Genomic DNA, 23,987 nt, shown 5'->3' on the forward strand with positions numbered 1-23,987 from the left:
AATGAGGCGCAAAACAGATCAGTGACTTTCAGAGGCGTTGAACATCGTTTTGGCGTAAATCAAACCAAGACCATAAGCGCCACCATGGGCAATGGAGGTTTTGACCGTCTCGTTGTAGGTGTCGCTCCGGGCCCAGTCACGCTGCAGTTCCAGCAGGTACTGAAGCGAAGTCATTGGACGCACGCCTGCCTGGATCATACGGCTGATGGCGCGTTCGTGAGCCTCATCTGAAACGTCACCGCAGGCATCACAAATGATGTAGACCTCGAACCCTTGTTCGAGCGCCGAGATCGCAGGGCCCACGATGCAGACCGACGTCCAGAGACCGGCAAGAACGATTCTATTGCGGCCGATCTTGTTCACTTCGACGGCGATTCGCTCATCTTCCCAGGTATTCATGCTGGTTCGATCAATGAGTGCCTGACCAGCAAAAGTCGAGGTGATTTCTTCAAACATAGGGCCTGAAAAACTTTTCTCAGCGACCGTGGTAAGAATGGCCGGAACACCAAATTCCTTTGCTGCTTTGGAGATCAGTGCAGCGTTGTTTCGAAGGGTGACGGCGTCTATGGATTTGGTGGCAAATGACATCTGAGACTGGAAGTCGATCAGGATCAGAGCGTGGTTGGAAGGATCCAACAGGCCTTTACCGGGTGCTGCCTTTGCAGTTGCCATGACACTTCTCCAGATACGTTTGGGAGTGTGCATTCTCATGGTGTGCTGGAGCAGGCGATTGTATGGATGTGCGATTTTGGAAGGTTTGTGCTGAGATAATTGCTGTTTCCGGATCTGGATAGCGGCAGACCGCATGTCTGGACATACGCCTTTTTTACGCGATCCCGGATGTTTTCTGAGCGATTCGTCTGTAAAACGGCTTTGCTCCACGAAAAAGCCTGTACCCCGAAAATGAGGAAGCTCGAGCATGCGTCCGATGTCCGATAAAACCATGCCCTCTACCTATACACCGACCATTGATGAGTTCTTGCTCATCCATTTCAAACACAGTATCGAGGCGTCTGACCCCGTCATCTATCACTTGGCCTGTGCGGTGATGCCCATGCTCAACCAGCCTGATGAAGCCAATCGCTTTTTTATCGATCAAATCATGATGGCCATGCAGGCGCACCTTTCCCTCCATCAGGGTCAGAGAAGCGTTGCCGTGTCTTCGAAGGATCGAGGCCTGGCGCCCTGGCAGCAGAGACGAGCAAAGGAAATGTTATGCGCCCATATTGCCGATGGTGTATCTGTTGAAAAACTGGCCCGTGAGTGCTCCTTCTCTCGCTGCCATTTCAGCCGGGCGTTCAAGCTCAGTCTCGGATCGAGCCCTCATCAGTACCTTCTGCAACTACGCGTGGACAAAGCCAAAAAACTGCTCCTGAACCCCTTGTTGAAAATTACCGATGTCGCTATTGATTGCGGATTTTCCGATAGCTCGCATTTCACCAAGGTATTCAGTCGATGTACCGGATTCTCGCCTTCTTACTGGCGTCAGCTCAACACTGGCTATCGATAATCCCCTTAGCCCTGAGGGCTCCTCTATGACCACACCATGGGTCTCTCAACTCACCACCGATAAATTCACTGTGGTAAGGACACAGCAAAAAAATCCTGACGTAGAAAGGCTTGTGGACATACCGTGCCTTGACATGTTTTCAATCATTGTTCAGCTGGAGGACTTCGCTGATCATCGACTTTGGCGCGGGGGACGGCTTGCTTACTCCGGCGGTTACAAAAAAGCCAGTGCATCGTTACCCTTTATGGGAGACGAGTTGAGGTGCCAGCACCGGGCCCCCTATGACAATGTCCGCTTCAATATTCCACGCTCAATCTTTGATGATCTTCAGCAGGAAAATGGAATCAGGCGCTTTGACCGTTTCGAATACGATCAGGGTGGCAAGGACGAAACCCTCCATCATCTCGCCTGTGCCCTGTTGCCGACCCTCAACCAATCGAGCACACGGAACCAGCTGCTCCTTGACCACATTTTTTTCGCTACCTGTGATCATGTGCTGCGTCGTTACGTTCGTGGCGGGACGAACAGCGCTGATGCCAATTGCAAGCTGACAACCTGGCAGCTCGTGCTTGCAAAGGAAATCATCGCCACCCACTTGGCGGGTGATCTCTCGGTCGACACCATTGCCAGGGAATGCTCCCTGTCACGGAGCCACTTCTCCCGGGCATTCAAGCAGACCACAGGGATGACACCTCATGCCTGGTTGACGCAAATGCGCGTCGAAAAAGCCAAAGAACTGATACTGTCCCAACCCTCGAAACCCATTTCTTCTATCGCCCGCGAATGTGGATTTTCAGACCAATCCCACCTGACTCGCGTGTTCACCCGGTTGCTCGGGGTCCCTCCCGTAGCCTGGAGGCGGCAACGTGATGCAAGCGTCTTCCTGTATCGATGAAGTCGGGCCAAGCGAAGCGCCTGGTCGGATGTTGTTTGGCTGAGTATCCGCAGGGGCTCGCTGGCGTGAGCTGCCTCACCCCACGGTTCGCGCAGCGCGCACTTTCGCGTGTCGCGAGAATCCGATCTTGATGCCAACCAGCATGGGCGCGGCGACTACAAAAAGCAGGGCGACAGCAATGAACGCGGTGTCGAAGGCAATCACCGTGGCCTGACCTGACACGACCCGGCCCAAGAGGCTCACCGCTGCCCGGCCAGCGGCCGCTGCATCCATCCCTTTCACCGTCAGCATGGCTGTCGTGGTCGTCAGCCGTTCGATGACCGCGGCCCCTCCCGGGGTGACATTGGCGCCGAGGACCACGGCATTGGCGAAGACGTTATGGTCGATCAGTGTCTGGAGTCCTGCGACGCCCATCAGACCACCCAACTGGCGCCCCGTATTGAAGAGACCTATCCCGCAGGCGAGGTTTCGGCTGTTGAGGTCGCTGAAAGCGATCAGCGTGATCGATAGAAACAGGAAGCCAAGGCCCAGACCGCGCAACAGGATGGCTGCCATCATGTCGTCCGTGCCGCTTTCACTGGTCGAACCGGACAGCATCCACATCGCAACCATGATCATCAGGATTCCAAAGGGCACTGTGGCGACCGGCGGAACGCGGCGGACCTGCATGAGATAAGCCGATATGAGGAGTCCGCCGATAAAAAACCCGCCACTGGGCAACAGGAGCAGGCCGGCATCGGTAGGCGTGAACGCGAGGACCGACAGGGCAAATGCCGGGATCAGGAACGCGCTGCCGAACAAGGCGGCGCCGGCGACAAAACTGACGATAAAGGCGAAGGAAAAGTCGCTCGATTTGAACAGGGTGAAGTCGAGCAGACCTTGGCCTTTGGCCAACACTTGTTGGCCGAGAAATGCCAGCAGCGCGGCTGAGCCGATCACGCTCAGCCAAAGGATGCGAGGCTCTTCAAACCAGTCCCATCGGCTGCCCTGGCTGAGAACGTAGGTAAAGCAGAACAGCGTGGCAGCGATCAGCGCGAAGCCGACCCAGTCAAACGGACGGTGCCGGGTCTTGGCTGGCATCGGGCCGTCTGCGATCAGCAGAAATCCGGTCGCTGCCAGAGCCACCGGAACAACACAGAAGAAAATCCATGTCCAGGACTGGCTATCGATCAACCACCCTTGAAGGGCCGGGGCGAGCGTCGCGGACGCGACAACGGCGCCCATGGCAAACAGGGCTTGAAGGATGGGTTGGCGAGATCGCGCAAAGGCGCGAAATATGATCGCCTGACCTCCAACCAGCAGGGTGCCGCCAGCGAAGCCCTGAACAATTCGAAGCGCGATCAGCAGGTCCAGCCGAGCAGTGAGGGCGGCAATGCCGCATGCCATGCCCATGACCAGGGTTGAGCCGATGATCACATGACGTGGATTAAAACGCGTCAGCAGCCAAGGCGCGGTCATGAACCCGATCAGCTTGAGCGCGGTGTAGCCGATATCCAGCCAGGCGAACTCATCAGGCGTTGCATAGGTGTCGCCGATGATGTCGCCGCGTCCGAGCGACAGAACGGTGCTGGCGATCGCTTCCGTCAGCGTGGCAAGCACGATGCCCACCATGAGCAAGACACCGGTCGTAGCGCGGGTGTTGCTCCGCGTCGCGCTGGCATCCGCGTTCATGATCCCTCCCCGTGCGCAACTTCGACACGGGCGGACAGGCCCGGCACGATGCGGCCCGGCAACGGGTTGTGGACAAGCCGGATCTTCACCGGAACGCGCTGCACGACACGCACAAAGTTGCCGGTCGCGTTGTCGGTGGGGAGCAGGCTGAACGCCGACCCGCTACCCGGTGCAAAGCTGTCGACCACGCCTTCAAGTACCCCGTTGGGGTAGCCGTCGACCGTGACTCGCACACGCTGACCGGGGCGAATTTGTTCGAGCTGGGTTTCCTTGAAATTCGCCACAACCCATACGTCGTTGACCGGCACGATATCGAGCAAGGCAACGCCCGTCGTAACAAAGCGGCCGATGCGGACCTGACGGTTACCGACCACGCCATCAACCGGCGCGCGTACCACGGTGCTGTCGAGATCGATCTGGGCGAGATCGCGAGCGGCCTGCGCCTGTGTCACCGCAGCAACGGCAGCTTCGCGCTCGGCCACAAGGACGGCGATGTGTTGCTGTTGCGCCTCCACCGATGCCGAAGCGGCCGATACCGTCGCCTCGGCTCTGGATTGTGCCGCGCCGGTTTCATCGACCAGCGCTTGGCTGACCGCGTTGCTGACAATCAGTTTGCGGCTGCGATCGTGGGTTTTGGTCGCCAGATTCATCTCGGCCACGCCCGAGCGTCTCTGGGCTTCGGCCTGTCGAATCAGGGCACGCTGAAGCTGGGTTTCGGCATCGACATGGGTCAGGCGAGCCTGGGCAGCGCTGACATTGGCCACGGCTTGCGCCAGCCGTGCGCGATAGTCCCGATCATCGATACGGAACAGGACGGCACCGGCCCGGACGGTTTGGTTGTCCTCGACCTCGACCGCAGTGACATAGCCGGCAACCTTTGCGGCGAGCGACGTGACGTCGCCGCGCACGTAAGCGTTGTCGGTGGAAGTCGCACCGCTCGAAAGCGCTATCGCCCATCCGCCAGCCAAGACCACCACGGCACTGATGCACAGCAGGATGCCGATCTTCTTTCTCTTGCTTTGCCGCACCACCACGACAGGGATCTCGGCACTTGCGCCGGTGGCAATGGCGGCCTTGTCCTGAAGCGAGTTCATGTTGTCATTTCCTGTTCAATGCCTGGGACTACAGCAGCCACGGGCGGCAGTGGCCTGCCGCCCGGCTGTCGAGCATTCATGAGCGCGTCATCGGCTCACTTTTTGATCGGTGTAACGAGCGTCTTTTCATCGGTGTCGAGGACGAACACGGCCAACAGGCGTGCGGGTTGGGTGTCGCTGGCGTTGGCGCTGACTTCGTGCACGGAGCCCGGCTCCTCGACGAAGTTTTCGCCGACGTTGTAGATCTTTTCCGGTTGGCCTTTGACTTTGATGCGAAACGAGCCCTCCAGGACCGTTGCATAAATGAAAGCCGTTTTCGGATGGGTGTGAGACGGCGACGCGGCGCCCGGCCCATACTCGACGACTACGCCCTTCATGCTCTTGCCAGGGATGTTGGGAATGGGACGGTCAAACACGACCGTCACCTTGCCGGCGGGCGGCTCAGCGGCCGACACTGCGCTGATCGAGAGCGCTGCGAAGGCAGCGGCCAAGAGGTATCGGGTAAACATGGCAATTCTCCTTCGTGGTGTGAGTTGTGACGTCGCGGCCTGTTACCCGGCCGTCGACTGAGCGAGCCAGTCTTCGAAGCGGATCGCGCCCAGGCGAGGGTTCTTGCCGGGGGTCAGCGATTGATCGTCAAGCACGGCGCCGTAGTAGCGCGCGTGTACGTCCGGTATGACCTGGCGAGTATCCCGAGTGGCCCGCAGAAAGCGCCTGATCAGCTCGTCTAGCGGCATGGCCTCAGGCCCCGCGACTTCGACCGTGCCATTGACCGGCGCTGCCAGCACGACGTCGGTGAGCGCCGCCACCACGTCGTCGGACGCCAACGGCTGGATCAGCGCCGGCGAAACGCAAAGCTCTTCGCCGACGGTAAACGAATGGGCAATGCCGCCGACAAATTCGAAGAACTGCGTCGCACGCAAAATGGAGTAAGGAATGCCGGACGCCTTGATGAGGTTTTCCTGCGCGACCTTGGCCCGGAAATAGCCATTCTCGGGAAGCCGTTCGCTCCCGACAATCGACAGGGCAACGTGATGCCGAACCCCGGCGGCCGCTTCGGCGGCGAGCAGGTTACGGCTCGACGTTTCGAAGAAATCGAGGACGGCCTGGTCCTCCCACGACGGCGCGTTCGCCACGTCGACGACGATGTCAGCACCATCCATCGCCTGGGCCAAACCCTCGCGGGTGATGCTGTTTACGCCCGTGCTGGGGCTGGCTGCGAGCACGTCATGGCCGCGCTCGCGGAGGTTGTTCACAAGTTTCGATCCGATGAGGCCGGAGCCTCCGATGACGACGATTTTCATGGGCTTTCTCCACGTGTCGACTGCAACCATTGCGTCGGTGTAAAGGGAGATTGCCTGCGCGCGTCAGCGAAGTCCTTGTGCCTGCTGTGGGTTTCCCTCCATGAACGCTTGGTTTTACGTCCAAAGAGGCCGCTGCCCGACGTCGTCATCGCTGCGGACGGTGCGGCGGGTTTAGCGCTGCCGTATCATCAATTTCAAATACTAATCGCCAGTCGCCTGGAACACGGAGTTGAGGGCGCTTCGCCAGGGGAACCTCACTTTGCCATTCGTGTTTGAAGACTACGTGCTCGATCAGGAGCGCCGGGAACTCACCTTGCGCGGACACGTCGTGGACATCGGGCCGCAAGTCTTCGACTTATTACTGCAGCTCGTCAGCAACTGCGATCGCGTCGTCAGCAAGGACGACCTGCTCAAGACGGTCTGGTGCGGTCGGATCGTTTCGGAATCGACGATCACCAGCCACATCAATGCGGTGCGCAAGGCCATCGGCGATAGCGGCGAAGAACAACGACTGGTGCGCACGGTCGCCCGCAAGGGCTACCGCTTCGTCGGCGAGATCAAGGTCGGCGAGATCGGCGGAGCACGACAGCCTGACGGGCCAGGCACCGGCGAAATTGCGCCCGTGGACCCGAAGCAAACACCGCCCTCCTCGCTCGTCCTCCCGGACAAGCCCTCCATTACCGTCCTGCCCTTCCACAACCTGAGCGGCGACCCGGAGCAGGAGTATTTCGCCGACGGCATGGTCGAGGACATCATCGCCGCCCTGTCGCGAATCCGCTGGCTGTTCGTCATCGCGCGCAACTCGAGCTTCACCTACAAGGGCCGCGCGGTGGACATCAAGGGCATCGGCCAGGAGCTCGGCGTGCGCTACGTGCTCGAAGGTAGCGTGCGCAAGTCCGGAAACAAGGTACGCATCACCGGGCAGCTCATCGACGCAACAAACGGGACGCATATCTGGGCGGAACGCTTCGAAGGCACGCTCGACGACATCTTTGAACTGCAGGATCAAATTGCCGGAAGTGTCGTCGGCGCCATCGCGCCGCAGCTGGAGCGTGCGGAAATCGAACGCGCCAAGCGTAAACCGACGGAAAGCCTGGACGCCTACGACTATTACCTGCGCGGCATGGCAAAACTGCACAGCGGCACCCGGGAAGCCATCGAGGTGGCGCTGCCGTTGTTCTACAAGGCCATCGAGCTCGACCCGGAATTTGCATCGGCCTATGGCATGGCATCCTGGTGCCATTTCTGGCGCAAGTTGAATGGCTGGATGATCGATCGGACTCGAGAGATCGCCGAAGGCGTACGGCTTGCGCGGCTGGCGGTGGCACTCGGCCGGGATGATGCGGTGGCGCTGACGCGAGGCGGACATGCGCTTGCCCATCTCGCTGGTGATGTCGATGGCGGCATTGCCCTGCTCGACAGGGCACGCCTGCTCAATCCCAACCTCGCCCCCGCCTGGTTCCTGGGCGGTATCCTGCGCGCACTGCGCGGTGAAACAGACGAAGCGATTGAGCATTTGACCCATGCCGTTCGCTTGAGTCCGCTGGACCCGGAAATGTTTCGGATGCAGGTGGGAATGGCGCTCGCGTATTTCTTCGCCGGGCGCTTCGACGCCGCTTCGGCCTGGGCAGAGAAGGCGCTGGGGAACCTGCCCACCCTCCTGCCCTCGGTTGCCCTGATGGCGGCCAGTCATGCGCTCACCGGGCAAATGGACAAAGCGAAGCAGGCGATACAGCGCCTGCACGAGCTGGAACCCTCGTTGCGCGTCTCCAACCTGAAAGACTGGCTGCCCATCCAACGGCCCGAGGATCTCGCGCAGTTCGCGGATGGACTGCGGCTGGCCGGGTTGCCCGAGTGACCGAAGCCCGATTGCAGCGTTAAAATTCGACAGATTTGGTTCACATTTTTGAGGATGACCACGGTATGTCCAGGCTCGACACCTCCCTGCAAGACACCGCCGCACCTGAAGGCGTTTGTTACGGCTGCGGCAGCAGTAATCCGCACGGGCTTCACATCAAGAGCTTCTGGCATGAGGACGGCGTGCATGTCATGGCCGAACACGTGCCTGATGCCAAGTATTGCGGCTGGCCGGATCTGGTTTACGGCGGGCTGATAGCGATGCTGGTTGACTGCCATTCAAACTGGACGGCGATGGCTTATCACTACCGTATGGAACACCGCGAAGTCGCAAGCCTCCCCCGCATCAATTGCGTCACTGGCAACCTTGGCATCAAGTTCATCAAACCGACACCGATGGGTGTCCCGCTGACCCTGCGTGCGAAAGTCGAAGGTGAAGTCGGGCGCAAAACTCGCGTCATCTGTGAGGTCTACGCGGGGGATGTGCTGACGGCTATTGGAGATTCCGTTTTTGTTCGCGTAGACACCGAGCAACTGGCAGCCGTTGCTCATAGTCGGTAGGTTGCCTTCCATCCAAGCACCACCCATTGGGGGTTTCACCATCAAGTGAGGTTCAAATGGACAGCACACCGAGGCTCGAAATCGAGGAGGCTGCCTATAACGAATTTTTCTGCCTTTGGAACCAGGGAGTGTTCGAGAAGCAGCGCCTGGGTCAAGCCTTCTATCACTATTTCCGCCTGCATCGCCTCACCGACCAAGCGTCCTTGTTTGGCCTCTATGAGGCTGACGGGGAGAAAGCTCTGGTCACGATTTCACGCCTGTTTCAGATCAAATAGCCGCTCTTTCTGAAGGGCTGAAATCAGCCGATTTCTGCCTGTCGCCACCAGCACCTATCGGCCAAAAGCGAACGCTGGAAAGAACTAGCCGATCAATCAAGATCTTTTAATGCACCGTGAGATCAAAGACGTTGTAGACAAGTAATGACCAGGTAAATCCGTTTGGGGATGCCGGCAGTGTTTAGCTGACATAAGCCCGGTAACCGCCGAAGGGTTGCAAACCGTCATCGGAATACCGGAATCGTCCCTGACTCTGTACGACGGTCTCCGGCCGCCTTCAACTTCTTACCCAACTCAGCTATGCGACGCTCGCCCGCCTCAAGCGCCTGCGCACTTGTATGCACAGAATAGTATCCAAGGTGTAGCGGGTGCGGATGGGGTACAGCCGAACCCAAGACGAACACTGCATCCTCTTGGCCTGATGCCTGCAAGGCAATAGGTGCCTCGCTGGAGTCGAAACTAACCATCTCACCAGCCTGGACAACGCCTCCGGCATTCAGCGCCCCCTTGGCGAGCGCGAGCCATCCTACACTGTGCCCGGCAGGTGGCTGATACACCCAACGCTCTTCTGGTTTTAAAGTGACCAGCAAATAATTGACGTCCTTCGGCGCAGGGACAGGGCTTTGCACGCCTTGGTAGTTGCCGAGTATCACATGAGCAGGTTGGCTCTCACTGGCGCCCAATGACTGGATGTAGCGACTTTCAGGATCACCGTTTTCGAGCTCAGCCGGCAAGGCGATCCACAGTTGAAATCCCTGAATGCGAGGAACCTCCTCGGCAGTCAGCTCTTTGCCATGCCAGATACCTCCGCCGGCCCGCATCCATTCGACACCACCGTAACCGATCGTCCCTTCCCCATTATCCGAATCGTTATAGCGCACACGGCCTTCTGTAAAAACCGTCACGGTGGCTATGCCCGAATGGGGATGCAAAGGCATGCTCTCCATCGCATGGATAGCATCCCCACTGACGTCAAAGATGTCGAGGAACACGAAGGGCTTGAGAGTCTGACCCATATCAGAAGGACTCATCAGGCGTGTAATAGGTCCATGACCTACCGTTCCTCGCGTGTACTGTGCAATACGCCGGAACAGACTCGTATCAAGGTTGGTTGAGGAGGTAGTCATGGTTTCGATTCCCGTAAAGTCAGGCTTGCATTGGACGGATGAGGTTCAAGATGCCGACGCGGTGGAGCCAGGCGATACTCGCCGTGATCAGCAGCAGCGCGATTGCCGGTACGGGGCTACCGCCAATAACGGACAGATGGGTGAAAATAGCAAAGCACATGGTGATCGCGAGCAGCAGACCGCCCAGTCCGGCGGTGACGGGTATCAGTAGGGCGATAGCACCCGTTACTTCGACCAATCCCGTCACGGTCCGGAACCACTGACCCAAGCCAATATGTTCGAAGATCTCGACCATCATTGGCACGCGGAAGCATGGTTGCTCATAGTAGTGTTCTCTTTAGAGGGGTCAGAGCCGAACGAGGACAGAGTTAGTATGGGGGACAGCGCACTGGCCAAAAATAAATCCCCCCTTGCCCTGACTGTTTAAACCCCGGCAATGGCTTCGCGCACGAAGTCTTCATAGGTGCGCAGCGGGTGCCCAATGATGGCCTCTAGCCGGTCCACTGTTCCGTCAGCCGCTTGCATGCCGAACTTCTGGATACCTGCCATCATCAGGCGCATGTCATAAGCCAACCAGGTGGGACCGTACGAAGCTAGCTGTCCTTCGAAGGCCGCTACATCGTCACCACCGTAGGCAATGTCGCGACCCAGGGCGGAGCTCCAGATCTTCGCCACGGACGCACCGGTAAGTACCTGCGGGCCGACCAACTCCAGCGTTACACGATCAAGAGCTGAAGATGCCTTGTCGCGTCGCAGCAGCTCTGCCACGGCGACATCAGCAATATCGCGCGCATCAATCATCGAGACGCCCGCCGCGCCGATTGGCATCGGGTATACCGAGTAGTTCTGAATCGTCTGCTGGACCATGCGTTCGTTTTGCATGAAGTAAGCCGGACGCAGAATGGTTGCGGGGATGTCGAGGCTTTCGATCATGCGTTCAACCGTATGTTTGCCGGTGAAGTGCGGAACATTGGTGAACTTGTCGGCGTGAATCACCGACAGGTAAACGATACGCTCGATGCCAGCCTCCTGAGCGAGGTTCAGCGTGATGAGGGCTTGCGTCACCTCATCGGGCGTAACGGCGTTGAGCAGGAACAGCGTCCGCACCGACGACAGCGCGACGCGCATCGACGGTACATCGGTGAGGTCTGCGACAACTTCAGTGACGCCAGCCGGGAAGTCCCGCTTACCAGGTTGGCGCACTAGGGCTTTGACCTCGGCGCCCGCGTTGGCAAGGCCCTGAGTGATGAGTGAACCAATAGTGCCCGTGGCACCAATAACGAGAATGCTCATTTTTGAATCTCCTACAGTGGATATTTTGGGTGGATCAGCGAGAGAAGTCCGCAACGACCTTGCCAGTCCGTGAAGCGCTGCGATTACGTTCGATGGCCTCAGGGATGTCAGTGAAGCCGACGACCTTGCCGATCCTGGACTGCAGCGTGCCGGTGGCGATTTCCTGGGCCAGCGTCTCCAGAAGTTCGGGGTCAGGTTTGTTCATGAACCAAAGGCCTCGGCGATTCGCCGGCGTGCGCGCCAAGATATCGGGTGATGACGTGCCGACAACGACGCCGTTTTCCGCCAACACCTGCCACGAGCGATCCAGTACCTCCCCCCCGACGTAGTCGAGCACCAGGTCAATGTCCTGGATGACGTCCTCGAAACGTTGGGATTGATAGTCGATGACATGATCCGCGCCAAGGCTGCGCACATAATCCAGGTCAGCAGTGCCCGCAGTTGCGAATACCTCGGCGGCGGACCGCTTGGCGTACTGCACGGCATAGGCGCCCAGCCCACCGGCAGCGCCGTGAATAAGGATTCGCTGGCCTGGATGAATCGGCCCCGCATGATGGAGGCTCTTCCAGGCCGCCACGGCTGCGACTGGTACAGCGGCAGCATGGATGTCATCAAGATTTGATGGCGTAAGGGAGAGGCTCGCTTCACTGACGGTCACGAAATCAGCGTACGCGCCCAGCCCTCCCACCGCGCCCATGACGCGATCGCCAACACGAAAGCGAGAGGCGCCGGGACCGACAGCCTCGACAACCCCCGCCATTTCGGCGCCCAGCACTATTGGCAATGGAAGCGGGAAAGCATTTCGCACATGGCCTTCGCGAACCTTCCAATCGATGCCGTTCACGCCGGCGGCTCGAACTCGAACCAGAACCTGGCCGTGCCCTGGTTCCTGCTTTTCGATCTCGGCCACTTGCGCGGCGTCAGCGCCGCCGTATGCCCGGATCAGTACAGCGCGTTGCATGGTGCTCATTGCAGTTCCTCGTATCGAGTTCCGATGACGAGAAGATATGCTGTTGCGCAGATAAAGCGGAGACACCAAAATACAGACACTTCGTTTCAAAAGTGGAACACCATGAATCTGAACGCTCTGATCGATTTCACGCTCGTCGCAACGAATGAGGGGCTCGGAAAGGCGAGCCGAGCGAGCGGCATATCCAAAGCAACCTTATCGCGCCGAATCTCCGACCTTGAGGAACAACTGGGCGTGAGGCTGATCGAGCGCAGCGCTCGCGGCCTGAAGCTCACCGAAGCCGGCGAAATGCTGATGGCTCGAACAGAAGGTCCGTTGGGCGAGGTGGCTGAAGCCATGACGGCGGCCCGTGAGGGCGTTTCGACGCCGCGCGGACGCTTGCGTGTCGCTGCCCCAGTCCTGTTCTCCCAGCTTGCAATGGGCCGCATTGGAGCCGAATTCTGTGCCGCCTACCCGGAGGTCGAAATCGAAGTCGTGGCGGAAGATCGCCTGGTCGACCTGGTCGAGGAACACTATGACGTCGCCATTCGGATCAACCCGAGCCCAGACAGCAGTTTGGTCGGCCGCTGCTTCGCCAAGGACCGGCTGGTAGTTGTGGCTGCGCCGGAAGTACCAAAGCCCATGCCCGGAGCAGTTAGACCAGTGCCCAGCATCGTAACGTCGAGTTTCCAGCCCACCCACTGGAGTCTCGACGGAGGACAGTTGGTCCTTGAGCCCATCCCAAAGATGCGATTCTCTTCGTTACTGATGGTTCGCGATGCGGCTATCGCGGGCGGCGGTGTGGCCCTTATCCCACAGTCCATCGCATGGAACCAGCTTGCCCGTGGCGAGTTGGTCCAGTGGGGCACGGTATCGGGTGTAGAACCCGAGCTCTGGGTCTTGCACACGTCCAGGCGTCTGGCTGCTCCGAAGGTTCGCGCATTTGTCGATTTCATGTGCGCTAAATACCCGGACTTGTCTCTGGTCCTAAAGGGATAGAGGACAGCTCACTAGTCTCAGGTATTGATTCGAACGTCCGGTTATGGCCGCTTTCTGCCTGTCGCGGTGCCGCTGAGCGACTCTGCATGAACACCGTGTGCACCAGGACGACATCCGGTCACAGCCAGCAAACAGCGGGCCGGCGCTGGATCAGGGAGGAGCGTCATTTGTACATAGGTGAACTTGCCAAGTTGTCGGGGTGCACTCCAAAAGCCATTCGTTTGTATGAGCAACCGGGCCTGCTGAGCGCTCAGCGCCATGGCAGTTACGGGTTGCCCCAAGGGACAGAGTCAAGCGCTGGCGTCATGTCAATCGAAGGTGACAGCACAGGACCAGGCACTTCAAAGGTCATCGGTTTTGTGAAATCACACCACCCATGTATTGATTTAAATCGCGCAAATCCTTAACGCTCCATGAGTGCGGCGATAGCTTTACTCCATTCTCACGCAAGGTTCTTGGAATTAAGTCGCCATTTGGGCGAAGTATTATCGAAGATACAATCACGCCCGGATAATCAGTTAATCGTTTTTTGAAAGCGGACGTTGTTAGATCAGGTGTAGGCGGATTGCTTTTATTAGCCAGCGGTCCTGTTGCTTTGAGATCCATTCCGTGGCACATGCTGCATCGCTGTAGATAGAGATTTTTTCCATTAGCATTATCCGCGAAGGATAGTGATGTTTGAGTCAGCGATAAAATTCCTAGCGAAGCGATGAATAATATTTTCATTGTTTTTATCTTCCTTGATGGGATCGGCGTCGATTGGACGCGATTTGCAGCGTGGGAAAGATATCAGCCATCGCGTCGGCACACACAGTCATTCCTGATGCCCATTAAATCAACACGTTTTCCCGGCGCATCCCGGTGACCATTCTTGGCCGATTTCTTCCTGTCACGATGGGCAGAAATCGTTTTCTGCCCATCGCGACGGGCAGAAATCGGCCAGAAGCGGATGTTCAATACGGATTAAGACAGGGGGTGACGACTCGTTCTCAGCTTCAGGGCGCGTGCTGTATCAACACAAAATTCGTTCCCGCGTACTCGTCGATAGATCGAATGCTCCGGATCGATTATTCGGGAATCCCCGTCACCGTATGCACTACACGCATCGCACAAGGAGGTCGCGCTCCTTCAGGGTTAAGCTGTTCGCATTTCTTTAGCAGCGGGTAAGCATCGGCAAACTTCATCGCCGCCACCTTTTCAGCGTGTTGCTGCGAAACGAAACAGTGTTCGAACCGATAGGCGGCATACACCTCGGGCTGTAGAGCCGGATGATCGTAAACCTCGTCGACGATACTCTTCAGCATCCGGGACATCTGCACGTTGGCCTCGGGGGAAATCCTGGTGAGTAGATCGTCCTTAGCGACGCCCGCCTGCCTCGCCCCAATAACCTGCTTCGATGCGCCGATCGACGCCTGCATCCCCTCCGGAAACGGGCAACCAGAAGCACCCAATACCGATGTCGAAGTCATGCAACTCAGTAAAATGAAAACTGCGGCCATCCTTGTCATGAAACTCCTTCGTTTGAAGTCGGCATTGTCGAAAAGACGATGCGGATTTTAATCGATGCCAATTGAGTTCGCTTTACATAATCCTTGTCCGCTATGGGGTTGAAAGCCGCCCCTCTTCTGCCCGGCCCCACTGCGCATTCTCACCGCCCAGCATCCTCAAAGAGCCACAGCAGTTTTACCGGGATTGCGATGGAGCGCACCAATAGCGATCAGCCCCCTGCAACGTGACGCTACCTGCCTGCAGCAGGTGAATATGACCGCGCGGGTCAGCGCCATCGTATGACGCCATGCCGCAAAGATTGCCGTTGTAAAACAGAATTGCGCACACGCCGAACCGCGACAACAACGTAGACAAGCGATCCATAGGCAATCTCCAGCGCTTTCGTGCATCACTGACAACACCCCGCCCCAACCCGACAAAAACACGAGGCCCTGATCTCCACATCCGCCCGGGCCATGGCCAGAGCAAGGCGCGTCTGGGCGGCAGCAGCTTCGGCATCCAGGCCCAGTCGTTTCAGGCATTCCACATAGCCGTGCAGGCTCCACACATTGTCCAGATGCCAGGACGCACGACTCAGTATGTTGTCCAGTCCCAGATCGGCTCGATAGGCCTGCAACGCTTCTTCTACCCTGCCCTGCTCCAGAAGCAACGCGCCCAGTGCATGCCTGACCGGTTGCATCCAGCCCCATGGTTCGTCGTAAGGCAGGTTGTCGTCCAGAGACAGTGCCTGGCGCAAGTGGGCGAAGGCTTCGTCGTAATTGCCCTTACGGTACTCGGTTTCCCCGCGCAGCATGCCTGCGGCAACCGCCAGAATGTCGGTGCATTTATTGTTGAAGAGGTAGCGGGTGTCCGGCACTCGGGTCCAGGCTTCGAGGAATAGTCGCTGTTCGGCTTCTGCGGCGGCGATATACCCGGTGGCCGCGTGCGCCACGCCTCTGGCGTAATGCAGCATCGCCGTGGTCACGCAGTACAGCGTCTGGTCGTTCGGCAGCGGCGTGGCGAGGATGTCCTGCCATTTGCCGAAGCGAATCTGCACGTGGACCTTCATCGACACGAAGCCTTCCAGCCAGTCGGCCATGGGCGGTTGCTCCACGCGCAGCAGTTCTTCCCTGATGGTCGACATCAACTGATCGGCGGCTTCCAGGGCCGGTTGGTACTGCCCGAGGAACATCGCCGAATAGAGTTTGAAGTGGTAGTTGTGGCATCGATACAGGGTGTAGAAATTGATTGGTCCTTCCTGTTCCAGGTACTTGCTGTCGGCCAGAATCGCCCGGCTATTGGTGACCATGGCCCCACGGTAATCACCGCAGAGCACGTCGATGTGCGACGGCATATGGCGCAAATGTCCCGCATCCGGCACCAGGTCACGCAGGACATCGCCGGCGCGCAATGCCCGTTCCGGGTAGGGCGACATTTCCAGGGTGTGGACGTACATGTGCAGCACGCCGGGGTGCGGCACATCGCCGTGCTGCTCCATCCGCTGTAGCGCCCGTTCCAGCACGGCCACTGTTTCAAGCGTGTCGGCGCCCGGCGCCGGTTTACCGGTTTTCAGGTCCCACAATTGCCAGGGTGTGCGGTCGATCAACGCTTCGGCAAACAGCGCAACGACATCGGGATCTTCGGGAAAGGCTTTATAGACATCACGCATGGACGCCGCATAGGCATCGTTCCAGGCGAAGAGTTGGTCGAGGCTGGTGGCCTGGTCGGCTTGGTAGCGTTGTTCCAGCGTGCGGATCAGCGCTTGTTCCACCGGTGTTGCGCCGTCGATATGCGCCAGCGCGGTTTGCGTCGCCCGCCGGGCCTGGGCCACGGCCTCCTTCAACTCCTGTTCGATGAAGGCATCCCAACGCTTGTTGTAGTTGGGGCCCGAAGCGTAAGCGATGCCCCAGTAAGCCATCGCGCAATCGCGGTCGTGTTCGATCGCCTTGTGGAAACAGCGTATGGATTCGTCGTGGTTGTAGCCGTAGCACCAAACCAAGCCACGATCGAACCAGCGCTGGGCCTGGGACGAGTGGGTCGTCACCGGGCGGCTGTAGGTGCCCAAATCGTAATAGTCGTGCATCGATTTATCCTCTCGACCAGAGAGGTCCAGCATACCCCCGCGGTTCTGGCTGAGCGGTAGAGCCGACGACAGGAGGATCATTGCCGGCATCGATAGTCACCATCACCTCAATGAAGTTCTCATAAAAAATCCGCGGCGTAACATCAGCCCCATACCAAACAACTACACCCCGGAGCACACCATCATGAAACGCCAAATCCTTCTCAGCATCGCTTTCTCGGTTTTTGCAGTAAACGCTTTCGCCGCTACCTCTGCTCACCCGGTTGTCGCTGAAGGCGGCTCGGATCGTCTGATTGAAAGTCGTGTGGCTGAGGGTGGTTCCGATCGTTTGATCGAAAATCGTGTGGCTGAAGGTGGTTCCGACCGTCTGATCGAGAAACGTGTTGCCGAAGGTGGTTCGGATCGTCTGATCGAAAACCGCGTCGCTGAAGGTGGTTCCGACCGTCTGATCGAGAACCGCGTCGCTGAAGGTGGCTCGGATCGTCTGATCGAAAACCGCGTTGCCGAAGGCGGTTCGGATCGCCTGATCGAAAACCGCGTCGCTGAAGGTGGCTCCGATCGTCTGATCGAAAACCGCGCGGCATAAATGAATGGCTTTACCGAAGCACTCAACGAAAAGCCCGGCCTGACAAGCCGGGCTTTTTCGTGCACAAAATAAATCGATCCCTGCTTAATGCCTCCGCCGCACCTGTGATACATAACACCTGATTGTGAGTCCCGTACCCAATGAGGTTTGCCCATGCTCCACTCCCCACGCTTACCGCAACTGCTGACCTGCGCCGTCCTCGGTTTACTCGCCTGCAGCGCGCAGGCCGGTGCGCCATCCCCGGCACCCGATAGCTTGCAACCGCTGCTGGTAACGTTGAACGAACGCCTGAGCATTGCTGATCTTGTGGCGCTGACCAAGTGGGACAGTGGCAAACCGATCCAGGACAGTGCCCGGGAAGCACAAGTCATCGCCAACGCCAGGAAGCTGGCCGTTGAGCGCAAACTGGACCCGGACGAAGTAGCCGAATTGATCGCCGCACAGATCGAAGCCAACAAGCTGGTGCAGTACGGGCTGGTGGCTCAATGGCGAGCGGTTGGCAAGGCGCCTGACACGCCGCGGCCAGACCTCGCCAATCAAATCCGGCCACAGCTCGATGAGCTGCAAAACCGCCTGTTGCAGCAATACGCCGCCTTCGCGCCTTATCGCAATGACCCGCAATGCGCGAACTGGCTAGCCAAAGAACGATCCAGCCTGATCAAGGACGGTCTGCATGGCCAGGCACTGATCCGCGCCACCGGGGAACTGTGCGTCGCTGATCGATGACAAGGTAACCAAACAACAAAAATACAGGAGTTGAAAATGTCTGAACTGAAACTGCATCCCAACGCCGCAGAATCCCTGAACCAGTGGCACGACATGATCAGCAAGGGTGACTTGAGCGCCTTGCCCGGTTTGTTGGACCCACAGGCGATATTCCGCTCTCCGATGGCGCACACGCCTTACCCGGGTGCGGCCGTGGTATCGATGATTCTCAACACGGTCATCGAGGTATTTGAGGATTTTGTCTACCACCGGGAACTGTCGACCGCAGACGGGTTGAGCGTCGTCCTGGAGTTCAGCGCCAACGTCGGCGGGAAAGCGTTAAAGGGCATCGACATGATCCGGTTCAATGAACAAGGAAAAATCGTCGAGTTTGAAGTGATGGTCCGTCCCTTGAGTGGCCTGCAAGCCTTGGGCGAGCAAATGGGACAACGCCTTGGCGCCTACCTGGCGGCCAGCAAAGCCTGATGACAATACCTCGCCTTGCGTGGGGTGCTGCAGGTGGCCGACAGGAAGCTCGGCCACCCTCGCAGAAGAAACTCAGCGTCCATCACGATCGCGATAATCGACCGGCACAAACGTGAAACCACCGTCGCTTTCAGCCCGAATATGACCCAAGCCTGGGAAAGGCAAGTGAGCGCCCGCCACCAGTTCACGCTGAGAAGCGGCAATAGCGAACTGTTTCTCGCGCTGGGCCGCTGCTTCTTTGGGGGATACGTCGTAAACAATAGTGATCTTCGGTTTAGGGAACTGAACCGACGCGACATGAACAATGTCACCGATGAACTCGATCGACTCACCCTTGCTCTCGAACTGATAGAAGCTATGGCCAGGCGTATGCCCAGGCGTTGGAATCGCCTTAACGCCCGGGAACAGCTGGGTCACGCCGGTGAACGCAACGACTTTGCCCGCTTTAACGTAGGGCTCGACAGTCTTCACCGCTTGCTCGAAGTACTTCTTGTCGTAGCCGTTGACGCCGTGGATGTTCGCCGGATCAAGGAACAGGTCCACGTCAGGCTTGCCCACATGAACGGTGGCATTCGGGAAGACCCGCTGCCCCTCGTTCACCAGGCCACCGCTATGGTCACTGTGGATATGGGTGAGCAAGATGTCGTCAATCTGCTCAGGCGCATAGCCCGCCGATTTCAAACTACCGAGCAGCTTGCCGCCATTGCCTGGACCGAAGAGTGCACCGGAGCCGGTATCGACCAACACAAGTCTGCTGCCGGTATCGATCAGGAAGACATTGATCGATACCTCAACCGGACTGGCCAGGAATGCATGCTTGAGCAAGCCGTCCGTTTCAGCCGGGGTTGTGTTGGTCAGCAGCGCATGCAGATCCTGTGGCACCGTACCATCGGACAGAGCGGTCACCTGAAAATCGCCTACTCGGTAACGATAGACACCAGGGGCTTGAGCATGAATTTGTGCGGCAGCCACCGCGGGCGTCGCCTGAGCATCAGTTGCCGCATGGGCGTGCGAAGAAAAAGCGCCAGCGAGCGCTATCGAAGCCGCCAGCGCACTCGAAATAAAAAAACTGTTCACTCGCATAGGTCTCTCCTTGCCGAAATCGGTACAGTCCAGACTCTAAAGCTTCATCGTCGCGGCAGTGAGTTACCTTTCCCTATACGAGGTATATCGAATATGGATATCCGGCGTTCGGATCTCCCGTTGCTCATTTCCCTGGACGCACTCCTTGAAGAGCGAAACGTCACACGCGCAGCCAAACGGCTGAACATCAGCCAGCCAGCGCTATCAACGCAGCTAAGTCGGTTAAGAGACATGTTTAATGATCCGCTGCTGGTCCCCTCGCAAGCGGGTCGGGGCATGGCACCCACTGACCGCGCACTGGCGATTCAGTCACGCCTGCATCAGGCGTTGCTGGATCTTCAGGGCGCAGTGGCGTCGAGTGAAGACTTCAAGCCGCTCACTGCCAGGCGCGATTTTGTCGTTGCCGTGAACGACAATATCTTCACGCTGGTGGGACTGTCCGTCGCGCAGTCGGTGTTGGCGCATCAGGCGCCAGGCATACGCCTGAGCTTTATTACGCCGATAGAAGCGAACCTGACGTACAGGATGGAACGAGGTGAGATTGATCTGTATGTCGGCCTTGCGCGACAAGTGCCTGAGGCATTGAAATCCAGATTCTTGCTCAAAGACGAATTTCGATTGGCGCAACGCAAGGGGCATCCCCGAGGCACAGAAAATCCTGGCCTCGAGGAATACTGCAAGCTTGCTCACGTCATGGTTTCCCAGGAGGGTAAATTCAAAAGCAGTGTGGACAACGCGCTGGAAGGTTTGGGGCATCAACGCCACGTGGCGTTGACCGTCTCTGGCTACAACCAGATAGCCCTTGTACTGGGCGATACCGACTGTGTAGCGACGCTGCCCAGTCGACTGCTGCAACGTTATGCTGGCGGTCTGGATATTTTGCCCCTGCCTTTTCATCTGCCCGCCTTTGACGTTGCCATGGCCTGGCATCCCAGGTCGCATGAAGACCCAGCGCATCAATGGCTTCGCGAGCATTTCATTCGTGCGGCCGGGCAACCTGCTGCTGTGCGGCCACCGGAGAACGGGTGAACCGTTACACCGATGCCTCGGCTCCCGGCTTGGTGTTAAATAGAACGCGTAAAGCAGCGCAACGAGAACATCTATGAATACCCATTTTGAGATAAGTGATGCCCTTGATCCAAAGACCCAGCGAGATGGAAACATTCACCCCCTCCCCCATCAGCCGTCGGTGGTAACAGCATGATCGAGGTCACCGAAGTTTCCATTGCCGAACTGCGTGCTGCGCTCGAGTCAGGCCGAACCACTGCGGTTGAACTGGTCCAGGCCTATCTCGCCAGGATCGATGCCTACGACGGCCCCGACACGCCCACCGCCCTCAACGCGGTGGTGGTTCGAAACCCCGAGGCGCTGAACGAGGCGCAGGCGTCCGATGCCCGTCGGGCCAAGGGCGAGACGCTGGGTCCGCTCGATGGCATTCCCTATACGGCCAAGGACAGTTATCTGGTGAAAGGGCTCACTGCCGCCTCTGGCAGTCCGGCCTTCGCGAACCTGATTGCTTATCGCGATGCGTTCACGATCGAACGACTTCGCGCTGCTGGTGCGATCTGCCTGGGCAAGACCAATATGCCACCGATGGCAAACGGCGGCATGCAGCGCGGGGTCTATGGCCGCGCGGAGAGCCCGTACAACGCTGACTATCTCACCGCTCCCTTCGCCTCGGGCTCATCGAACGGCGCCGGTACCGCAACTGCCTCCAGCTTCGCGGCATTCGGCCTCGCGGAAGAAACCTGGTCGAGCGGACGCGGCCCTGCATCGAACAATGGTCTGTGCGCCTACACCCCTTCGCGCGGGGTGATTTCGGTGCGCGGCAACTGGCCGTTGACGCCGACGATGGACGTTGTCGTGCCGTTTGCCAGAACCATGGCCGACTTGCTCGAGGTGCTCGACGTGGTGGTGGCGGAAGATCCCGACACCCGTGGCGATTTGTGGCGGATGCAACCGTGGGTGCCGATTCCGAGTGTCGCCTCGGTGCGCCCCGCTTCCTATGCCGAGTTGGCCGTGAAGTCCGATGCACTGGCAGGAAAGCGCTTTGGTGTTCCGCGCATGTACATCAACGCGGATCCCGATGCGGGCACGAGCGATGCGCCAGGCATCGGTGGTCCGACAGGGCAGCGAATCATCACCCGTCCTTCCGTGATCGGGCTCTGGGAAGTGGCACGCAAAGCACTCGAAGCCGCTGGCGCCGAAGTCATCGAAGTCGATTTCCCGCTGGTCTCCAATTGCGAGGGTGATCGCCCGGGTGCACCGACCGTATTTACGCGAGGCCTGGTGTCCAAAGAGTTCTTGCATCATGAGTTGTGGGACCTGTCGGCCTGGGCGTTCGATGATTTTCTGCGGGCCAATGGCGATCCCAAGTTGAACCGCTTGGCCGATGTCGACGGACCGCTGATTTTCCCCCACGACCCGGGCACTCTCCCCAATCGGGAGGACGACCTTGCCGCAGGCATGGACGAGTACGTGAAGATGGCCAAGCGCGGCATCACACCGTGGGACCAGATCACCACAGTGCCTGACGGACTGCGCGGACTTGAACAGACGCGTCGAATCGATCTTGAGCACTGGATGGATCGGCTGGGGCTCGATGCGGTGCTGTTCCCTACGGTTGCCGACGTGGGTCCGGCGAATGCCGATGTCGATCCGAAGTCTGCGGATATCGCGTGGAGTAACGGCGTCTGGGTCGCCAACGGCAATCTTGCCATCCGGCACCTGGGCGTTCCCACGGTCACGGTGCCGATGGGCGTCATGCCCGACATCGGCATGCCCGTCGGGCTGACATTCGCCGGTCGTGCCTATGACGATTCGACGCTGCTGCGCCTGGCTTCGGCGTTCGAATCGATCGGGTCAAAACGATTGATCCCGCCTCGAACCCCACCCTTGCCGGTTGGCCAACAATAGAAAGGGCGGGATTGGAGCTTTACACGCTCCAATCCCGTCCACTGGTTGAACGTGGAGATCTTGCGGGCGATGTCCACAAAGGGCGTGACGATCAGGCTATAGAGCGTCAGGTAACGGTCGTGGTCCTGTTTGCCGGTGCCGAACTGAATAGGCTCGGGCGTCGAGTGTGTGACGTAGAGCGTGCCGAACATCCAGTCCCAGAGTGACAGGTTGATACCGAAGTTCTTGTTGAAATGTCGGGGCGCGTCACTGTGATGAATCTGGTGTTGCGCCGGGCTGTTCAGTACATGCTCGACCACAGGCCCGAAAGACAGCCAGACATGGCTGTGACGCAGATTGGCAGCCAAGGCATTGAGGATCAGGACCATATAAGTCACGCCGAACAAGGTGTACCGGCTGATCTCCCCGCCACAGGCGTACCAGAAGACACCGGCAAAAGCGCCGAGGAAGACGGTGTCAGTCAGTCTCTCGACCATTTTTTCCACAAAGTGAATCCGGCTAGCCGTCGCCGGCACCAGGACGGACGCAGAATGATGGACTTTGTGGAACGCCCACAGATACCGGGAATGAAAGGCGCGATGGCCCCAGTAATGGATGAAGTCTTGCACCAGAAACACGCCCAGCCCGTAGAGCAAGGAAAGTAAGAGGTTCTCCCCCACCTGCACGCGCGCGCCCCAAAGATTGTTGAAAAACGAGAGGTAGTCGCCGGAACGCAGGACGTACGGATCGACCAGGCCAACAATGGGCAGCACCAGCGCGACCTTCAGGATGGCCCGCACGAAGTAGTACCGGTAATCCAGCAACGCCGAGGGATGAAAATGAACCCGGTGCCCGCCGATGAACTGCCAGAAAGAACGTGCGTCGGTCAGCCCGCGATATTTTCTGAAGCGGTACAGGGTGTAGGCGATGCTGTAGGACACGCAGAGAAACACGACGCTGAAGCGGCCGTTCAGATCGAAAATGCCAAGGAACTGATCCGTGACAGGCTCGATCACCCACTTGATCAGGCCGTCATACAGAAGCGCGAAAACATCCATTAACGGCTCCCCCCCGTCAAAAGGGGGGGATTGTAAATCAGATCAGAACCACCGGGTGCTCCGCGCCT

General features: G+C 58.4%; 26 protein-coding genes and 1 pseudogene. 12 read left to right on the top strand and 15 right to left on the bottom strand.

What is annotated here, in order from left to right; genetic code table 11:
• Window positions 1-18: 18 nt before the first annotated feature.
• Window positions 19-672 carry a hydrolase gene (locus tag ACYZTZ_RS16965; RefSeq protein WP_461999080.1) on the bottom strand — a complete coding sequence of 218 codons (654 nt, stop codon included), beginning with the start codon at window positions 670-672 and terminating at the stop codon, window positions 19-21.
• 247 nt (window positions 673-919) lie between these two features.
• Here ACYZTZ_RS16965 and ACYZTZ_RS16970 point away from each other — a divergent pair, with 247 nt between their 5' ends.
• Window positions 920-1,510 carry a helix-turn-helix domain-containing protein gene (locus tag ACYZTZ_RS16970; protein WP_461999081.1) on the top strand — a complete coding sequence of 197 codons (591 nt, stop codon included), beginning with the start codon at window positions 920-922 and terminating at the stop codon, window positions 1,508-1,510.
• A gap of 25 nt (window positions 1,511-1,535) precedes the next feature.
• The gene (locus tag ACYZTZ_RS16975) at window positions 1,536-2,405 is read left to right on the top strand and encodes a helix-turn-helix domain-containing protein (protein WP_461999082.1); all 870 of its coding nucleotides are present in this window, start codon (window positions 1,536-1,538) and stop codon (window positions 2,403-2,405) included.
• A gap of 75 nt (window positions 2,406-2,480) precedes the next feature.
• Here ACYZTZ_RS16975 and ACYZTZ_RS16980 read toward each other — a convergent pair whose 3' ends face one another.
• From ACYZTZ_RS16980 to ACYZTZ_RS16995, 4 genes are all read right to left on the bottom strand, one after another.
• On the bottom strand, window positions 2,481-4,076 hold the full coding sequence (locus ACYZTZ_RS16980; RefSeq protein WP_461999083.1) for an MFS transporter: 1,596 nt from the start codon (window positions 4,074-4,076) through the stop codon (window positions 2,481-2,483).
• Entirely contained in the window at window positions 4,073-5,170 is a 1,098-nt protein-coding gene (locus tag ACYZTZ_RS16985; RefSeq protein ID WP_461999084.1) for an HlyD family secretion protein, read from the bottom strand. Before ACYZTZ_RS16985 ends, ACYZTZ_RS16980 begins: the two co-directional genes overlap by 4 nt.
• A 95-nt stretch (window positions 5,171-5,265) precedes the next feature.
• Window positions 5,266-5,679: a cupin domain-containing protein gene (locus ACYZTZ_RS16990; protein WP_461999085.1), complete on the bottom strand. Its 414-nt coding sequence runs from the start codon at window positions 5,677-5,679 to the stop codon at window positions 5,266-5,268.
• Between the two features lie 42 nt (window positions 5,680-5,721).
• Entirely contained in the window at window positions 5,722-6,474 is a 753-nt protein-coding gene (locus ACYZTZ_RS16995) for an SDR family oxidoreductase (RefSeq protein ID WP_461999086.1), read from the bottom strand.
• Window positions 6,475-6,733: 259 nt separating this feature from the next.
• Here ACYZTZ_RS16995 and ACYZTZ_RS17000 point away from each other — a divergent pair, with 259 nt between their 5' ends.
• From ACYZTZ_RS17000 to ACYZTZ_RS17010, 3 genes are all read left to right on the top strand, one after another.
• Window positions 6,734-8,332: a winged helix-turn-helix domain-containing tetratricopeptide repeat protein gene (locus tag ACYZTZ_RS17000; protein WP_461999087.1), complete on the top strand. Its 1,599-nt coding sequence runs from the start codon at window positions 6,734-6,736 to the stop codon at window positions 8,330-8,332.
• Between the two features lie 65 nt (window positions 8,333-8,397).
• Window positions 8,398-8,892 (top strand): PaaI family thioesterase, encoded by a 495-nt coding sequence (locus tag ACYZTZ_RS17005; protein ID WP_461999088.1) that lies wholly within the window; start codon window positions 8,398-8,400, stop codon window positions 8,890-8,892.
• A 56-nt stretch (window positions 8,893-8,948) separates the two neighbouring features.
• Window positions 8,949-9,167, top strand: a complete 219-nt coding sequence (locus ACYZTZ_RS17010; protein WP_461999089.1) for a hypothetical protein — start codon at window positions 8,949-8,951, stop codon at window positions 9,165-9,167.
• A 224-nt stretch (window positions 9,168-9,391) separates the two neighbouring features.
• Here ACYZTZ_RS17010 and ACYZTZ_RS17015 read toward each other — a convergent pair whose 3' ends face one another.
• The 4 genes from ACYZTZ_RS17015 to ACYZTZ_RS17030 form a co-directional block, all read right to left on the bottom strand.
• Window positions 9,392-10,294 carry a pirin family protein gene (locus tag ACYZTZ_RS17015; protein ID WP_461999090.1) on the bottom strand — a complete coding sequence of 301 codons (903 nt, stop codon included), beginning with the start codon at window positions 10,292-10,294 and terminating at the stop codon, window positions 9,392-9,394.
• A 19-nt stretch (window positions 10,295-10,313) separates the two neighbouring features.
• Window positions 10,314-10,592: a DoxX family protein gene (locus ACYZTZ_RS17020; protein ID WP_461999091.1), complete on the bottom strand. Its 279-nt coding sequence runs from the start codon at window positions 10,590-10,592 to the stop codon at window positions 10,314-10,316.
• A 125-nt stretch (window positions 10,593-10,717) separates the two neighbouring features.
• Window positions 10,718-11,587 carry an NmrA/HSCARG family protein gene (locus ACYZTZ_RS17025; RefSeq protein WP_461999092.1) on the bottom strand — a complete coding sequence of 290 codons (870 nt, stop codon included), beginning with the start codon at window positions 11,585-11,587 and terminating at the stop codon, window positions 10,718-10,720.
• Between the two features lie 34 nt (window positions 11,588-11,621).
• Window positions 11,622-12,557, bottom strand: a complete 936-nt coding sequence (locus ACYZTZ_RS17030) for an NADP-dependent oxidoreductase (protein WP_461999093.1) — start codon at window positions 12,555-12,557, stop codon at window positions 11,622-11,624.
• Window positions 12,558-12,659: 102 nt separating this feature from the next.
• On the opposite strand from ACYZTZ_RS17030, the gene ACYZTZ_RS17035 reads away from it, so the two are divergent.
• Complete coding sequence (locus ACYZTZ_RS17035; RefSeq protein ID WP_461999094.1) at window positions 12,660-13,535, top strand: LysR family transcriptional regulator; 876 nt, start codon at window positions 12,660-12,662, stop codon at window positions 13,533-13,535.
• Between the two features lie 86 nt (window positions 13,536-13,621).
• Entirely contained in the window at window positions 13,622-13,942 is a 321-nt protein-coding gene (locus tag ACYZTZ_RS17040; RefSeq protein ID WP_461999095.1) for a MerR family DNA-binding transcriptional regulator, read from the top strand.
• Here the strand turns inward: ACYZTZ_RS17040 and ACYZTZ_RS17045 are convergent.
• The 4 genes and pseudogenes from ACYZTZ_RS17045 to ACYZTZ_RS17060 all read right to left on the bottom strand — a co-directional run bounded on the left by ACYZTZ_RS17045 (window position 13,884) and on the right by ACYZTZ_RS17060 (window position 17,106).
• The gene (locus tag ACYZTZ_RS17045; protein ID WP_461999096.1) at window positions 13,884-14,261 is read right to left on the bottom strand and encodes a c-type cytochrome; all 378 of its coding nucleotides are present in this window, start codon (window positions 14,259-14,261) and stop codon (window positions 13,884-13,886) included. The genes ACYZTZ_RS17040 and ACYZTZ_RS17045 overlap by 59 nt on opposite strands.
• A 341-nt stretch (window positions 14,262-14,602) precedes the next feature.
• Entirely contained in the window at window positions 14,603-15,043 is a 441-nt protein-coding gene (locus ACYZTZ_RS17050) for a hypothetical protein (RefSeq protein WP_461999097.1), read from the bottom strand.
• 205 nt (window positions 15,044-15,248) lie between these two features.
• Window positions 15,249-15,407, bottom strand: a pseudogene (locus ACYZTZ_RS17055) (AraC family transcriptional regulator); the annotation flags it as partial.
• A 25-nt stretch (window positions 15,408-15,432) separates the two neighbouring features.
• A complete protein-coding gene (locus ACYZTZ_RS17060) occupies window positions 15,433-17,106 on the bottom strand; it encodes a tetratricopeptide repeat protein (RefSeq protein WP_461999098.1) in 1,674 nt (557 codons plus the stop codon).
• A 184-nt stretch (window positions 17,107-17,290) separates the two neighbouring features.
• Here ACYZTZ_RS17060 and ACYZTZ_RS17065 point away from each other — a divergent pair, with 184 nt between their 5' ends.
• The 3 genes from ACYZTZ_RS17065 (at window position 17,291) to ACYZTZ_RS17075 (ending at window position 18,883) form a co-directional block, all read left to right on the top strand.
• Window positions 17,291-17,692 carry a hypothetical protein gene (locus tag ACYZTZ_RS17065; protein WP_461999099.1) on the top strand — a complete coding sequence of 134 codons (402 nt, stop codon included), beginning with the start codon at window positions 17,291-17,293 and terminating at the stop codon, window positions 17,690-17,692.
• Between the two features lie 153 nt (window positions 17,693-17,845).
• Window positions 17,846-18,418 (top strand): chorismate mutase, encoded by a 573-nt coding sequence (locus tag ACYZTZ_RS17070; protein WP_461999100.1) that lies wholly within the window; start codon window positions 17,846-17,848, stop codon window positions 18,416-18,418.
• Between the two features lie 36 nt (window positions 18,419-18,454).
• Window positions 18,455-18,883 (top strand): nuclear transport factor 2 family protein, encoded by a 429-nt coding sequence (locus ACYZTZ_RS17075; protein ID WP_046046737.1) that lies wholly within the window; start codon window positions 18,455-18,457, stop codon window positions 18,881-18,883.
• 72 nt (window positions 18,884-18,955) lie between these two features.
• Here ACYZTZ_RS17075 and ACYZTZ_RS17080 read toward each other — a convergent pair whose 3' ends face one another.
• Entirely contained in the window at window positions 18,956-19,966 is a 1,011-nt protein-coding gene (locus ACYZTZ_RS17080; protein ID WP_461999101.1) for an MBL fold metallo-hydrolase, read from the bottom strand.
• Between the two features lie 93 nt (window positions 19,967-20,059).
• Here ACYZTZ_RS17080 and ACYZTZ_RS17085 point away from each other — a divergent pair, with 93 nt between their 5' ends.
• Window positions 20,060-20,995, top strand: coding sequence for a LysR family transcriptional regulator (locus ACYZTZ_RS17085; RefSeq protein ID WP_461999102.1), 936 nt, complete (start codon window positions 20,060-20,062; stop codon window positions 20,993-20,995).
• Between the two features lie 171 nt (window positions 20,996-21,166).
• Window positions 21,167-22,882, top strand: a complete 1,716-nt coding sequence (locus ACYZTZ_RS17090; RefSeq protein ID WP_461999103.1) for an amidase — start codon at window positions 21,167-21,169, stop codon at window positions 22,880-22,882.
• On the opposite strand, the gene ACYZTZ_RS17095 is transcribed toward ACYZTZ_RS17090, so the two are convergent.
• The gene (locus ACYZTZ_RS17095) at window positions 22,777-23,919 is read right to left on the bottom strand and encodes a sterol desaturase family protein (protein ID WP_461999104.1); all 1,143 of its coding nucleotides are present in this window, start codon (window positions 23,917-23,919) and stop codon (window positions 22,777-22,779) included. The two genes, ACYZTZ_RS17090 and ACYZTZ_RS17095, sit on opposite strands and share 106 nt — an antisense overlap.
• Between the last annotated feature and the right edge of the window lie 68 nt (window positions 23,920-23,987).

It is taken from the genome of Pseudomonas sp. LB3P58 (genome assembly GCF_054897895.1).

Excerpts from the sequence above, each read along its gene's own strand:
- ACYZTZ_RS17095 (WP_461999104.1), bottom strand. The coding sequence starts at position 23,919 with ATGGATGTTTTCGCGCTTCTGTATGACGGCCTGATCAAGTGGGTGATC.
- ACYZTZ_RS17070 (WP_461999100.1), top strand. The coding sequence starts at position 17,846 with ATGCTCCACTCCCCACGCTTACCGCAACTGCTGACCTGCGCCGTCCTC.
- ACYZTZ_RS16970 (WP_461999081.1), top strand. The coding sequence starts at position 920 with ATGCGTCCGATGTCCGATAAAACCATGCCCTCTACCTATACACCGACC.
- ACYZTZ_RS17065 (WP_461999099.1), top strand. The coding sequence starts at position 17,291 with ATGAAACGCCAAATCCTTCTCAGCATCGCTTTCTCGGTTTTTGCAGTA.
- ACYZTZ_RS17035 (WP_461999094.1), top strand. The coding sequence starts at position 12,660 with ATGAATCTGAACGCTCTGATCGATTTCACGCTCGTCGCAACGAATGAG.
- ACYZTZ_RS16995 (WP_461999086.1), bottom strand. The coding sequence starts at position 6,474 with ATGAAAATCGTCGTCATCGGAGGCTCCGGCCTCATCGGATCGAAACTT.
- ACYZTZ_RS16975 (WP_461999082.1), top strand. The coding sequence starts at position 1,536 with ATGACCACACCATGGGTCTCTCAACTCACCACCGATAAATTCACTGTG.
- ACYZTZ_RS17085 (WP_461999102.1), top strand. The coding sequence starts at position 20,060 with ATGGATATCCGGCGTTCGGATCTCCCGTTGCTCATTTCCCTGGACGCA.
- ACYZTZ_RS17020 (WP_461999091.1), bottom strand. The coding sequence starts at position 10,592 with ATGATGGTCGAGATCTTCGAACATATTGGCTTGGGTCAGTGGTTCCGG.
- ACYZTZ_RS16990 (WP_461999085.1), bottom strand. The coding sequence starts at position 5,679 with ATGTTTACCCGATACCTCTTGGCCGCTGCCTTCGCAGCGCTCTCGATC.
- ACYZTZ_RS16985 (WP_461999084.1), bottom strand. The coding sequence starts at position 5,170 with ATGAACTCGCTTCAGGACAAGGCCGCCATTGCCACCGGCGCAAGTGCC.
- ACYZTZ_RS17030 (WP_461999093.1), bottom strand. The coding sequence starts at position 12,557 with ATGAGCACCATGCAACGCGCTGTACTGATCCGGGCATACGGCGGCGCT.
- ACYZTZ_RS17010 (WP_461999089.1), top strand. The coding sequence starts at position 8,949 with ATGGACAGCACACCGAGGCTCGAAATCGAGGAGGCTGCCTATAACGAA.
- ACYZTZ_RS16980 (WP_461999083.1), bottom strand. The coding sequence starts at position 4,076 with ATGAACGCGGATGCCAGCGCGACGCGGAGCAACACCCGCGCTACGACC.
- ACYZTZ_RS17090 (WP_461999103.1), top strand. The coding sequence starts at position 21,167 with ATGATCGAGGTCACCGAAGTTTCCATTGCCGAACTGCGTGCTGCGCTC.
- ACYZTZ_RS17025 (WP_461999092.1), bottom strand. The coding sequence starts at position 11,587 with ATGAGCATTCTCGTTATTGGTGCCACGGGCACTATTGGTTCACTCATC.
- ACYZTZ_RS17075 (WP_046046737.1), top strand. The coding sequence starts at position 18,455 with ATGTCTGAACTGAAACTGCATCCCAACGCCGCAGAATCCCTGAACCAG.
- ACYZTZ_RS17060 (WP_461999098.1), bottom strand. The coding sequence starts at position 17,106 with ATGCACGACTATTACGATTTGGGCACCTACAGCCGCCCGGTGACGACC.
- ACYZTZ_RS17040 (WP_461999095.1), top strand. The coding sequence starts at position 13,622 with ATGAACACCGTGTGCACCAGGACGACATCCGGTCACAGCCAGCAAACA.
- ACYZTZ_RS17015 (WP_461999090.1), bottom strand. The coding sequence starts at position 10,294 with ATGACTACCTCCTCAACCAACCTTGATACGAGTCTGTTCCGGCGTATT.
- ACYZTZ_RS17080 (WP_461999101.1), bottom strand. The coding sequence starts at position 19,966 with ATGCGAGTGAACAGTTTTTTTATTTCGAGTGCGCTGGCGGCTTCGATA.
- ACYZTZ_RS16965 (WP_461999080.1), bottom strand. The coding sequence starts at position 672 with ATGGCAACTGCAAAGGCAGCACCCGGTAAAGGCCTGTTGGATCCTTCC.
- ACYZTZ_RS17050 (WP_461999097.1), bottom strand. The coding sequence starts at position 15,043 with ATGACAAGGATGGCCGCAGTTTTCATTTTACTGAGTTGCATGACTTCG.
- ACYZTZ_RS17005 (WP_461999088.1), top strand. The coding sequence starts at position 8,398 with ATGTCCAGGCTCGACACCTCCCTGCAAGACACCGCCGCACCTGAAGGC.
- ACYZTZ_RS17045 (WP_461999096.1), bottom strand. The coding sequence starts at position 14,261 with ATGAAAATATTATTCATCGCTTCGCTAGGAATTTTATCGCTGACTCAA.